This window comes from Exiguobacterium sp. S3 (assembly GCF_018617295.1).
GTDB lineage: Bacteria > Bacillota > Bacilli > Exiguobacteriales > Exiguobacteriaceae > Exiguobacterium > Exiguobacterium profundum.
Genome location: NZ_JACSJW010000004.1, coordinates 233,721 through 246,115 on the forward strand (window position 1 = coordinate 233,721; position 12,395 = coordinate 246,115).

The window sequence follows — 12,395 nt, forward strand, 5'->3', positions numbered from 1 at the left end:
ATACCAACTTTCATAGTTAACTAAGTAAAATCAATTTCCTTTTTCGGCTCATTTGGCACTGTTCTACACTTGTCATCTCACTCTTTCATGTCGACTATATCATGTCAATTTGATGAATCACTTAAACTCTTTACACAAAACGGGAATATAAATAATACAGATGATTTTAAAATGAAAAGAGGTGAATCCTCATGAATGGTGCAATCTTTCCACATACTTCAATCGGAAATGGAGTTAATCGGAATCTTAGAGTAATTAAAAAAGTAGGGCCTCCATAGAGACCCTACTTTTACTTCGCCGTCACGCCACCATCTACCGGAAGTTCGATCCCGCTAATATGATTCGCCTCGTCTGATGCAAGGAATAGGACGGCTGCTGCCACCTCATCCGCTTGTCCGAGATTCGGCAAAGCGATTTGATTCAAGAAATGTTGTTTATAGTCTGGATGCTCCATATGTGGTGCACTCATCGGTGTCACGATATACCCAGGATGCACCGAGTTGACCCGAATATTTTGCTTCCCGTAATCGACGGCCGCTGCTTTTGTGAGAGAACGGACAGCACCTTTTGAGGCCGTGTATGCCCCGGCACCTGCCATACCGGTCAGTGCTGAGATGGAGGAAATGTTGACGATCGACCCTCCGCCATTCTCTGTCATGAGCGGAATCGCATACTGTGTCCCTAACATGACCCCATCGATGTTGATGCGATACGTGCGCGCCCAGTCCTCTTCTGTCTGTTCCAAGAACGGTTTCGCGAGTGCGATTCCGGCATTATTGATGAGGATATCCAATTTGCCACACGTCGCTTCGACTTCTGCAAACACGTCTTCCCAGCTCGAGCGTGATGTCACGTCATGTTTCACCGCGATGGCTTCCCCACCTTGCGCCCGAATCGACTCGACTACATTGTTTACTCCTTGTTCATTGATGTCTGTCGCGACGACTGTTGCCCCTTCTTTGGCGAATAGACGTGCCGTTGACTCTCCCATACCGCTTCCTGCCCCTGTGATGACCGCTACTTTCCCCTGTAAACGCATTGTCCCAGCTCCATTCATTAAATTATGATAGTCTAACTATCATAATCATAATTGGATATGACATTAATCTCAACGAAACTGCTCGAAGACGATATACTAAGGACAGACAATGAGGTGATCGAATTGAGTAAACGACAACAAAACAAAGAGGAACGAGTTCAACTGATTATCCAAGAGGCAGAACGCTTATTTATAGAGAATGGCTTTGAGAAGGTTCAGATGCAGGACATCGCGGACGCTGCAGGAATTGGGGTGGCGACACTGTTTCGCTACTTCCCGAAGAAAGATCAATTGATCGTCGCGGCAGCCGTCAAAAATCTACAGCCGACACTCGAGCGATTTGAACAGTTTGTGAATGAGGAAGGCAACGCCTATGAACGGCTCGAGATCATCTTGAACCACTTTTTCGAGATGCAGTTGGAGCGGACGAACCATGCCCGTTTCCGAGAGGCATTCGAGAGCTATGCATCGCTCGTCGCCTCACCTCTTCCTGGAATCGAGACATACATCGATGTTCAACGACAGATCATGCAGACACTCGAACCCTTGATCGAAGATGGGAAACGAGACGGTTCATTCCGCTCGGATATCGATGTGAAGGTGACCGTCGTCACAATCATCAATACGTTCGGGACGTTCGGCAACAACATCATGTTGAAGTCGCACATCAGTTATTTAGAGGACGATATCGAACCGGCCGTACAATTGCGTGCTTTAAAAGAGATGTTCCTCGCATCCATTCGAGCATAAGAAAAGCCTCCCTTCGCTTGAAGGGAGGCTAGTTGTATACATAAAAAATGAGCACCTCTCACTAGAGGTGCTCTCGAAAGTCTACCGCGACGGACCACGCTCCACAACGTGCTCCTCAAGGGAATGTCCGCCGTCTTACATAGACCAGCTCATCGCATGTACTCAACTATATGCGAAACCTACGTCCTCGTCAATCTTTTCTTCAATCTCGGTTGACATCTTCCTAAAAATTAGGATAATCAATAGTGTTAGCACTCCTATATGCAGAGTGCCAAAATATAGACATCAAAAGGAGAACGATCATGACAAAGAAACAGTTTCAAACGGAATCGAAACGAATTTTAGAGTTGATGGTCCACTCAATTTATACACATAAGGACATCTTCCTGCGTGAGCTCATCTCGAACGCGAGTGATGCCATCGACAAGATGTATTATCGTGCCCTCTCAGACGAAAGCATCGAGTTCAACAAAGACGATTACTTCATCAAAATTGAACTCGACAAAGAAGCACGGACGATCACGATTCGCGATACAGGGATTGGGATGACAGAAGAAGAACTCGAAACAAACCTCGGAATCATCGCAAAGAGCGGTTCACTCGCCATGAAACAGGCGACGAAGATGGAAGAAGACCATAGCCTCATCGGTCAATTCGGGGTCGGGTTCTATTCCGCGTTCATGGTCGCTGACCGTGTGACCGTGCGGACTCGCTCGATTGACAGTGATCAAGGATACGTATGGGAGTCAGAAGGCACAGACGGCTATTCGATCGAGCCGACAGACAAAGCGGACATCGGTACAGAAATTATGCTCCACTTGAAGGCAGACACAGAAGATGATACGTATTCGTCATTCCTTGAAGAATACGAGATTCGCTCACTCATCAAGAAGCATTCGGACTTCATCCGTTACCCGATCAAACTCGATGTGACGAAACATCGTCAAAAAGAGGACTCAGAAGAGTATGAGGATTACAAGGAAGAAGAGACCGTCAACAGCATGGTGCCGATTTGGCGGAAGCGTAAGAGCGAGTTGACTGACGAAGATTACAAGGCGTTCTATCACGAGAAACGCTACGGCTTTGATGAGCCACTCAAGCACCTTCACTTGAACGTCGACGGGACGATTCGTTATCAATCAATCCTCTACATCCCGTCAACGGTTCCGTTCGACTATTACACGAAAGAATTCGAGAAAGGGCTCGAGCTCTACTCGAACGGCGTGTTGATCATGGAGAAGTCACCCGACCTCTTGCCGGATTACTTCGGCTTCGTCAAAGGGATGGTCGACTCAGAAGACCTCTCCCTCAACATTTCCCGTGAAATGTTACAGCAGGACCGCCAACTTCGCGTGATTGCGAAGAACGTGAAGTCGAAAATCAAAGGCATGCTTGAGAAGATGCTCCAAAACGAGCGTGAGGACTATGAGAAGTTCTATGAGTCGTTCGGTCGCCAATTGAAGTTCGGCGTGTATGACCAGTTCGGCGCAGCCAAAGACGAACTGAAAGACTTGATTCTTTTCCATTCTTCTTACGAGAAGAAACTTGTATCGCTCAAAGAGTACGTCGAGCGGATGAAAGAAGATCAGAAGTATATCTACTATGCGACAGGCGAATCGATTCATCGCATCGACCTCTTGCCACAAGCAGAACGTTTGAAAGAAGAAGGATACGAGATCCTCTACTTCACAGAAGAGATCGACGAGTTCGCCATCAAGATGCTTCAGTCGTATGAAGACAAAGAATTCAAATCGATCGCGAGCGGCGATCTCGGTCTCGATGACGCGGAAGCGAAATCGCTCAACGAAGACAACCAAGACTTGTTCGCACTCATGAAAGAAGAGCTCGGAGACCGCGTCAAAGAAGTGCGTGCCTCGACACGTCTCAAGTCGCATCCGGTTTGCTTGACGGTTGCGGGTGACGTCTCAATCGAGATGGAGAAGATTTTGAACGCGATGCCAAACGGCGGCGGCATGAAAGCCGAGAAAGTGCTCGAAGTGAATGCCGACCACGCCATCTTCCAGACACTCCAACGTGTGTATAAAGAAGATGAAGCGAAAGCGAAACAATATACAGACCTCTTGTATCAACAAGCCCTCCTCATTGAAGGGTTACCGATTGAAGATCCGGTAGCGTATTCGAATGCGGTGTGTGCGTTGATGGCGGAGTGACGGTGAAGGCAGAGGGAGTCCTCTGTCTTTTTCGTTTTTAATAAAAAAGCATGCTACACTCTATTTAAAAGAAAAACCTGGAAATGAGGTGCTTTATGCTGTTCGAAAAAAACAAAGTGTATAGACGTTCCTTCATCCATGATCAATATGGCGGAAGCCGTCAACGAGGAATCAGTACACCTAACAAACATAAACTTATTTTTATTTTTGATAGTGGAATGGATCAAGAATTTGGATATAAGAATGGCTGGAGCGAAGAAGATGGTTTGTTCTACTATAGTGGCGAAGGACAAGAAGGAAATCAAACCTTCTCCTTCGGTAACAAGGCGCTTCTCCATCACATCGAAAATGGTGAGGATGTTTATCTATTTGAATCTCTCGGAAAAGGAAATTATCGTTTCGTAGACCAACTTGTTTTGATTGGCTATGATATTCAATTTGGAATCGACAAACATCAAAATCAGCGAGAAGTCATCGTTTTTGCTTTCGAACCTCTCCACGTCGTACAGGAAGAATCTCACGAATATGCAACAACTATGAGGGACAAATCAATTGTGGAACTCGAACGAATTGCCAATCGTGACCCTAAGCGTGCGACTGGATTAAGCATGTCGATTCGAAAGCGCCAAGTGAGGGAACAGACAGCGGCTTTATATTATTATGTGCTTGCGAGAGCAAATAATCACTGCGAAGCATGCGGTCAAGCCGCACCATTTGATACTGAACAAGGGCCTTATTTAGAACTTTACTCATTATATAAAGAATCCGATGAGGGATTGGCTCTCCCTGAACAAGTAATAGCTACTTGCCCTAACTGTCATGCTCGACTTCGGAAAAGTAAAGACCGTGCTTTGTATCGAGAAAAAATCATACAGCAAATTCTTCAACCTTAATCGCTACTTGTGATTAAGGTTGTTTTATTGATGTAATTGATAATCCTCCAATTTCCGACGAGAAAATGTATAACCCTTTCCAAAATATTATCAACTATACTCATGATTTTTATTTTTCAAAATAAGAAAATAGCGAGAAAAATACCGATCGTTATGTAATCGTTTTCTTTGCTTTTATTAAGCCAAATACAGACAATCTTTTGATACACCTTATATTTTCAAAGCATGCAAACGCCTTGACAATTTCAGCTCGTTATATGAAGTTAGTATTACATTATAATTATTCTAGTCGAGATAGAAACACTAGAGTAAAAAACAAGGAGGACATAACCCATGTCATTAATCGGCAAAGAAGTACTACCATTCAAAGCACAAGCATTCCAAACAGGTGAATTCCTCGAAGTTACAGAGAACGACCTCAAAGGCAAATGGAGCGTTGTCTGCTTCTACCCAGCTGACTTCACATTCGTCTGCCCAACTGAACTTGAAGACCTTCAAAACGAGTACGCTACACTTAAAAACCTCGGTGTAGAAGTATACTCTGTCTCAACAGACACACACTTCACACATAAAGCTTGGCACGAAACATCTGAGAAAATCGGAAAAATCGAGTACATCATGATCGGTGACCCATCACACGTCATCTCACGCAACTTCGATGTCTTAAACGAAGAAGACGGCCTCGCAGACCGTGGTACGTTCATCATCGACCCAGATGGTGTCATCCAAACTGTCGAGATCAACGCTGGCGGCATCGGCCGTGACGCGAGCACGCTCGTCAACAAAGTCAAAGCAGCACAATACGTACGCAACAATCCAGGCGAAGTCTGCCCAGCGAAATGGGAAGAGGGTTCTGAAACACTCCGCCCAAGCCTTGACCTCGTCGGTAAATTGTAAGGAGCGATTGCATGTTAGAAGCAGCGATTAAACAACAGCTCGACCAATATCTCCAGCTCATGGAGGGCGATGTCGTCCTCCGTGTAAGCGCTGGGGAAGACAAAGTCTCAAACGAGATGCTCGAGCTCGTCAACGAACTCGCCAGCATGTCATCACGCATCTCGGTCGAACGCGCGACACTCGAGCGTACACCGAGCTTCAGCGTGAATCGTCCATCCGAAGAGACAGGAATCGTCTTCGCGGGGATTCCACTCGGACATGAGTTCACATCACTTGTCCTCGCCCTCCTCCAAGTGAGCGGGCGCGCGCCGAAAGTCGATGCGGATACAATCAAACAAATTCAAAATATCGAAGGCACATATCACTTCGAGTCGTACATCAGTCTCAGCTGCCACAACTGTCCTGACGTCGTGCAAGCGCTAAACGTCATGAGCGTCCTCAATCCGAACATCACGCACACGATGATCGATGGAGCCGCGTTCAAGGATGAAGTGGAAGCAAAAGAGATCATGGCTGTCCCGACGGTCTTCTTAAACGGAGAATCGTTCGGTAACGGTCGGATGTCACTCGAAGAGATCTTGGCGAAACTCGGTACAGGTCCTGACGCTTCTGCGTTTTCGGATAAAGACCCGTATGACGTCCTCGTCGTCGGTGGCGGTCCAGCGGGTGCGAGTGCTGCCGTATACGCGGCTCGTAAAGGAATCCGTACCGGAATCATCGCAGAGCGCTTCGGCGGCCAAGTGATGGACACGATGGGGATCGAGAACTTCATCGGTACCGCTTATACAGAAGGTCCAAAGCTTGTCGCAAGTCTTGAAGAGCACGTCAAAGAGTACGGCATCGACGTCATGAACCTCCAACGCGCGAAGCGTCTTGAGAAAAAGGACCTCGTCGAGATTGAACTCGAGAACGGCGCTGTCTTGAAGAGTAAGAGCGTCATCCTCTCGACTGGTGCACGCTGGCGTAACGTCAACGTCCCAGGTGAGGCGGAGTTCAAAAACAAAGGGGTCGCTTACTGCCCGCACTGTGACGGTCCTCTCTTTGAAGGGAAACGTGTCGCGGTCATCGGTGGCGGTAACTCTGGGATCGAAGCAGCCATCGACCTCGCAGGGATTGTCAAGCACGTAACGGTCCTCGAGTTCGCTCCTGAACTCAAGGCTGACCAAGTGCTACAAGATCGTCTTCACAGTCTCCCAAACGTGACTGTCATCACGAACGCTCAGACGACAGAAATCACGGGTACGGACAAAGTGAACGGCATCTCGTATGTGTCTCGTGAGACGAACGAGTCACATCATGTCGAACTTGAAGGCGTCTTCGTCCAAATCGGTCTCGTCCCGAACACGGATTGGCTCGACTCGGTCGAACGCAACAACTTCGGGGAAATCGTCGTCGACCGTCACGGCGCGACGAACGTCCCAGGTGTGTTTGCGGCAGGAGACTGCACGAACAGCGCCTACAAACAAATCATCATCTCGATGGGTTCTGGTGCGACAGCCGCACTCGGCGCTTTCGACTACATGATTCGCAACTAACAAAAAGACTCGCCCTCTATCATGAGAGCGAGTCTTTTTTACAGTTCAAACGTCTTCCCCGAGTCCGGGATGAATAAAATCGAGTCTCCACTCTCCGTTTCAAACCGATAGCCTACTCGAGGGGAGAATGGATTCCATTCTCCCCCGGTCGTCGGAACGCTCTCCATGTACGCCACGTCATTGTACGTTTTGCTCAACGTCTCTTCTGCCTCGGCTAACGAGTAGCTCGGAATCGAAAGCAAAATCGCCACCACTACACTCATCACTCCGACCGACGCCGCCCAAAGAGTCGATGTCGGCTTTCGAAACTGTGCCAAGACTAGCAGCATGATGATCCAGCCAATCGGTACCCCAAACGTCGCCGCATTCCCATACCACTGCGCATTGATCGTCAATAAACTGACGATCACCACACCGCCAACCATCCACCACCACTTCATGAACATCACCTCCCCTTTATCATCCCAAAATCAGGAAATGAATCAACGTTTTTTATTCATATTGATGTATGATAACTTATAGTGTATGATATACAGTATAAAGATAAACGAATGAAGGAGGCGAAAAAATGTCTGATGTAAAAGCCTCGTTGGTGACGGAGTTGCGGCGCGGCACATTGACGATTGCGGTGCTCAGTCAGTTGAAGACACCCCAATACGGCTATTCTCTCGTTCAAGCACTGCTAGATGCCGATATCAACATTGATCAAAGTACGCTCTACCCGCTCTTGCGTCGACTTGAAAAACAAGGACTCGTCACGAGTTCCTGGGATACGACAGAGAGTCGACCACGCAAGTACTACGTGCTCAGCTCGGATGGGATGGACATTTTGAATGAGTTGTACGTGGAATGGATGAACATGTCGAAAACGTTGACCCGTCTAATTGAAGGAGGAAATGATCATGAATCTTCGTGATGTGTATATCGATGAAGTCACCTCTCGAATCCCAGAGTCGATGCGGCAAGACGTCGCACTCGAATTGGAATCGACCATTGATGACATGACTGGAAATGACCCGTCTGAAGCGGCTTTATTTGAAGCATTGCGCCAACTCGGCGACCCTCAAATCCTCGCTGCTCGCTACGCGAACCGACCACTTTATCTCATCGGTCCTGCTCTCTTCACACAGTACGTGAACATCATTAAAATCGTCTTACCGATTGCCGTCACGGTTGTCACCATTCTCTCGATCATCGGTTATTTGACCAATCCCATCGACGACACGTCTTGGAGTCAATTCTTGATTCAAGCATTCCTTCAAACTGGTGCGGCTATCTTCAATGTCGTCGTTCAGACGCTATTCTGGATCACCCTCACGTTCTTCATCATTGAACGTGCTGTACCTGAGGGTGAAGTGCCTTTCTCTAGTTGGAAACCTGAGCAACTCAAGAAGGTAAAACCACGTTCGACCTCGATTTATTTTGGTTCGATTTTGTTTGACTTTATCGCCACCGTTCTGATGGTCGTATTGTATGTCAACGCCGAGCAGTTGATTCGTGTTGTCACAGATAGTGAATCCTATCCGCTACTCAATGCGTCGGTCTTGGATCAATTCTTCCCGTTTGTCATCGCCCTGGCCGCCTTTGGGATCGCCATCGCCATTTACAAATGGATGGTTCGACATTGGACAAAGCCGCTCGCCTTATGGAACGCGCTCTTCAATATCGTATGGATTGTCGTCACAGCGCTCATTATGCTGCAACCCGATCTAATTTCGACCGAAGCGCTCCCGTTGATTGCTGAGCAAATCAACGCCGACCTTGAAACAATCAGTCGTTGGGGCGTCTGGAGTGTCTTACTCACCATCATCATCGTGTGTATTCTCGATTTAGCAGAAGGTTTGATCAAAGCGTTTCGACGTTGACCTCACATTCAAACGTTTCATTTCCAAGGAAAGTGGAATAGCGGAGAAGAGAACGGATTTTGAATGGGGAGGCATTTGATGGGTATTCCAACAATCAAGCTACATGACGGTTATGAGATTCCGGCCATCGGACTCGGGACGGTTTATTTAAAAGGTGAAGCAGGGGTCGACGCCATCACGTGCGCCATCCGGAACGGATATCGACTCATCGATTCGGCGATTCGCTACGATAATGAAGGCGCGGTCGGTGAAGCGGTTCGCCAATCCGGCATCCCGCGTGAACAACTTTTCTTAACATCGAAACTGCGCGCGCAATATTATGACTACGATCAGGCGCTCGAGATGATTCGAGAGTCCCTATATCGAGCGAACCTCGACTATTGGGATTTGTTCCTCTTGCATTGGCCAAACCCGAAACAAGACAAGTACGTTGAGGCATGGCGTGCCTTGATTCAAGCGAAGAAAAACGGATGGATCCGCTCTATTGGGGTATCGAACTTCATGCCGGAGCACCTTGACCGCTTGATTGAAGAAACGGGAGAAACACCGGTCATTAACCAAATCGAGTTACACCCGTACTTCTCTCAAGTCGAACAGCGGAAAGCCGATAAAGAACGCGGCATCATCACAGAAGCGTGGAGCCCGCTCAGTCGCGCCCGCACGGTCATCCATGACGAAAAGATCACCGAGCTCGCCAAACAAAAAGGAAAGAGCGTGTCTCAAGTCATCTTGCGTTGGCACGTGCAGCTTGGTGTCATCCCGCTCGCCCGCTCGTCTAGCGAGTTGCACCAAAAAGAGAATCTCGACGTCTTCAACTTCGAATTGACGGATGAAGAGATGGAGACGCTCAATGCGTTGACGAAGCAGGATGGTCGCATCGATGACCAAGACCCGCGAGAATACGAAGAGTACTAAAAAAGATTGAGCCTAGATGGCTCAATCTTTTTGTTTAAAACGCCGGAATGGCCGTTTCATCATAGTTTTCTTGCAAGAACGCACGGACTTCGTCACTTGTGAGCGCTTCGCCGAGTTTTTGGATCGCTTCGTCATCCTGGTTGTCTTCACGTGCGACAAGCGTGATGGCGAAATCATTCTCGACGCCTTCTGTTAAGAGTGCGTCACTCTTCGGTGTCAAACCGAGCGGTGCAGCGTAAGCCGGTGTCATCAAGACCGCATCGACATCATCGTACGCGCGCGCGAGCATCAATAAGTCGACTTCTTCAAATTTGAAGTTTTTCGGGTTCGATGTGATATCGGCCTGTGTATAGTACGTGCCTTCTTTCTCTCCGAGCTCGATCACATCATGTTGTGCGAGAAGGGAGAGCGAACGGTCGATGTTCGATACGTCGTTGGCGATCGCAATCGTTGCGCCTTCCGGAATGTCTTCCATCTTGTCATAGTTTTTTGCGTATACACCATAGTTTGCGAAATAAATCGGTTCGATTGGAACGAGATTCGCATCGTTGCTGCGGTTGAACTCCTCCATGTACGGAACGTGTTGGAAGAAGTTCGCATCGACTTCTTTCGCCGCAAGTGCCGAGTTCGGTTGAACGTTGTCTCCGAGAACGACGATTTCGAGTTCGATGTCGTCTTCCGCGAGCTGTTCTTTCGCGATTTCAAGCATATCTGTCATCGGTGGGATGAGTGATGCGACTTTCAATGTCTGTGGTTCATTTGCTTGTTCCGTTTGTGTTTCTGTATCGTTCCCACATGCTGCGAGGACGAGTGTGAGTGAGGCAAGAAGAGCCATCAATTTTTTCATATTCATTTCCTACTTTCTATTTAGCGTTTGTCGATGATGCGTGCCACGGTCGTGCCCGTGAATTGAATCAACTGTACGAAGACGAGCATGATGAGAATCATATAGAGCATGAGTTCTGTCTGAAATTGTTGATATCCATAACGGATGGCAAAGTCACCGATGCCACCACCCCCGACGACTCCCATAATCGTCGAGTATGAGATAAAACTGATGATGGATGTAGTCAATCCAAGGACAAGACCGGACCGGGCTTCCACATATAGAAACTTAAAGATGATGTCTTTAACCGTTGCGCCCATCGAGAGTGCCGCTTCGATGACCCCGCGTGGGACATCAATCAACGACTGTTCGACGAGGCGCGCATAATGTGCAATGGCAATGATGGAGAGCGGCACTGTCGCTGCTGCTGTTCCGATGGCCGTCCCGATAATAAGCCGTGTAAATGGAATCAAAAACACGACGAGTAACAAGAACGGGAAAGACCGGACGATGTTCACGACCAGATTGAGGACGGAGAAGACGATTTGATTCTCTAACAATTGTCCTTTACGCGAAAGGTAAAGCCACGTGCCTAATGGCAATCCGACTAGAATAGCGGCGAGAATCGATACCCCGACCATAATGAACGTCTCGGCAATGGACTGCCAAATCTCTGATTGATAGCGGACCAAGATTTCAGGCATTCGCTTCACCTTCCTCTCGCAACTGTTCGACGAACCAACTTGGATTCTGATCAATGGTGACCACCCCTGTCGGCTCCCTCTCAATCGTCTCATGAACGGATCCGTCTGCCATGACGGTGACGCGATGACAGATTTGACGGATGACATCCATCTCATGCGTGACGAGAACGACGGTGACACCGAGTTGTTCGTTGACCGACTCGAGGACACGCAGCACTTCTGCCGTCGTATTCGGGTCGAGAGAAGAGGTCGGTTCATCGCAGAGGAGTACGCTCGGTTCGCTCGCGAGTGCCCTTGCGATCGCGACACGTTGCTTCTGTCCCCCACTCAACTGGGAAGGATATTTATCGCGATACGCTTCGAGTCCAACGAACCGGAGACATTCCATCACGCGTGTCTCCCATGATGATTTCGTCCGTTTGGCAAGCTTCAGTGAATCGAGGACGTTATCAAAGACGTTCTTATTCGCAACAAGATTAAATTGTTGAAAAATCATACCGATTCGATGTCGCTTCTTGCGTAGTTCCCGGTTGGAGAGTTCGGTCAACTGGTCGCCATCGACCGTGACGCTCCCAGCATCCGGTTTCTCCAACAAATTCATCAATCGAAGAAGCGTCGACTTCCCGGCACCGCTCGCGCCGATGATGCCGTAAATCTCCCCTTTTCGAATATGAAGCGATACATCGCGGACGGCCATCTCTTGTCCATAACGCTTATGGACGGACGACAATGTGATCATGGCGGACATCCTTTCTACATCTCGTGAGTGAGTCAACCGTTTATCATTTTATCGAAGTAAA

13 protein-coding genes are annotated in these 12,395 nt (G+C 48.1%); 8 read left to right on the forward strand and 5 right to left on the reverse strand.

Annotation, left to right across the window (positions count from 1 at the left end):
- Positions 1-289: 289 nt before the first annotated feature.
- A complete protein-coding gene (locus KNO65_RS12145) occupies positions 290-1,039 on the reverse strand; it encodes an SDR family NAD(P)-dependent oxidoreductase (RefSeq protein ID WP_214784483.1) in 750 nt (249 codons plus the stop codon).
- 114 nt (positions 1,040-1,153) lie between these two features.
- On the opposite strand from KNO65_RS12145, the gene KNO65_RS12150 reads away from it, so the two are divergent.
- The 5 genes from KNO65_RS12150 (at position 1,154) to ahpF (ending at position 7,285) form a co-directional block, all read left to right on the forward strand.
- Positions 1,154-1,789 (forward strand): TetR/AcrR family transcriptional regulator, encoded by a 636-nt coding sequence (locus KNO65_RS12150; protein WP_264093143.1) that lies wholly within the window; start codon positions 1,154-1,156, stop codon positions 1,787-1,789.
- A 302-nt stretch (positions 1,790-2,091) separates the two neighbouring features.
- A complete protein-coding gene (htpG, locus tag KNO65_RS12155) occupies positions 2,092-3,960 on the forward strand; it encodes a molecular chaperone HtpG (RefSeq protein WP_214784486.1) in 1,869 nt (622 codons plus the stop codon).
- A gap of 95 nt (positions 3,961-4,055) precedes the next feature.
- Positions 4,056-4,853 (forward strand): SRA domain-containing endonuclease, encoded by a 798-nt coding sequence (locus KNO65_RS12160; RefSeq protein ID WP_214784489.1) that lies wholly within the window; start codon positions 4,056-4,058, stop codon positions 4,851-4,853.
- Positions 4,854-5,186: 333 nt separating this feature from the next.
- Positions 5,187-5,750 carry an alkyl hydroperoxide reductase subunit C gene (gene ahpC, locus KNO65_RS12165; RefSeq protein WP_015880295.1) on the forward strand — a complete coding sequence of 188 codons (564 nt, stop codon included), beginning with the start codon at positions 5,187-5,189 and terminating at the stop codon, positions 5,748-5,750.
- 11 nt (positions 5,751-5,761) lie between these two features.
- Positions 5,762-7,285 (forward strand): alkyl hydroperoxide reductase subunit F, encoded by a 1,524-nt coding sequence (ahpF, locus tag KNO65_RS12170; protein ID WP_047795758.1) that lies wholly within the window; start codon positions 5,762-5,764, stop codon positions 7,283-7,285.
- Between the two features lie 38 nt (positions 7,286-7,323).
- Here the strand turns inward: ahpF and KNO65_RS12175 are convergent, their stop codons facing one another.
- The gene (locus KNO65_RS12175; RefSeq protein WP_214784492.1) at positions 7,324-7,725 is read right to left on the reverse strand and encodes a hypothetical protein; all 402 of its coding nucleotides are present in this window, start codon (positions 7,723-7,725) and stop codon (positions 7,324-7,326) included.
- A gap of 128 nt (positions 7,726-7,853) precedes the next feature.
- Here KNO65_RS12175 and KNO65_RS12180 point away from each other — a divergent pair, with 128 nt between their 5' ends.
- The 3 genes from KNO65_RS12180 to KNO65_RS12190 all read left to right on the forward strand — a co-directional run bounded on the left by KNO65_RS12180 (position 7,854) and on the right by KNO65_RS12190 (position 10,065).
- Positions 7,854-8,201: a PadR family transcriptional regulator gene (locus KNO65_RS12180; protein WP_074035166.1), complete on the forward strand. Its 348-nt coding sequence runs from the start codon at positions 7,854-7,856 to the stop codon at positions 8,199-8,201.
- Complete coding sequence (locus KNO65_RS12185; protein ID WP_214784495.1) at positions 8,188-9,150, forward strand: HAAS signaling domain-containing protein; 963 nt, start codon at positions 8,188-8,190, stop codon at positions 9,148-9,150. Before KNO65_RS12180 ends, KNO65_RS12185 begins: the two co-directional genes overlap by 14 nt.
- A gap of 78 nt (positions 9,151-9,228) precedes the next feature.
- Positions 9,229-10,065, forward strand: a complete 837-nt coding sequence (locus KNO65_RS12190) for an aldo/keto reductase (RefSeq protein WP_214684966.1) — start codon at positions 9,229-9,231, stop codon at positions 10,063-10,065.
- Between the two features lie 34 nt (positions 10,066-10,099).
- Here the strand turns inward: KNO65_RS12190 and KNO65_RS12195 are convergent, their stop codons facing one another.
- From KNO65_RS12195 to KNO65_RS12205, 3 genes are read right to left on the reverse strand one after another with little or no spacing between them, the layout of a single operon-like run.
- Positions 10,100-10,912, reverse strand: a complete 813-nt coding sequence (locus KNO65_RS12195) for a MetQ/NlpA family ABC transporter substrate-binding protein (RefSeq protein WP_078146002.1) — start codon at positions 10,910-10,912, stop codon at positions 10,100-10,102.
- A 20-nt stretch (positions 10,913-10,932) separates the two neighbouring features.
- On the reverse strand, positions 10,933-11,595 hold the full coding sequence (locus KNO65_RS12200; RefSeq protein ID WP_214784498.1) for a methionine ABC transporter permease: 663 nt from the start codon (positions 11,593-11,595) through the stop codon (positions 10,933-10,935).
- Positions 11,588-12,334: a methionine ABC transporter ATP-binding protein gene (locus tag KNO65_RS12205; protein ID WP_214784502.1), complete on the reverse strand. Its 747-nt coding sequence runs from the start codon at positions 12,332-12,334 to the stop codon at positions 11,588-11,590. The genes KNO65_RS12200 and KNO65_RS12205 overlap by 8 nt, the downstream gene beginning before the upstream one ends.
- Positions 12,335-12,395 lie beyond the last annotated feature (61 nt).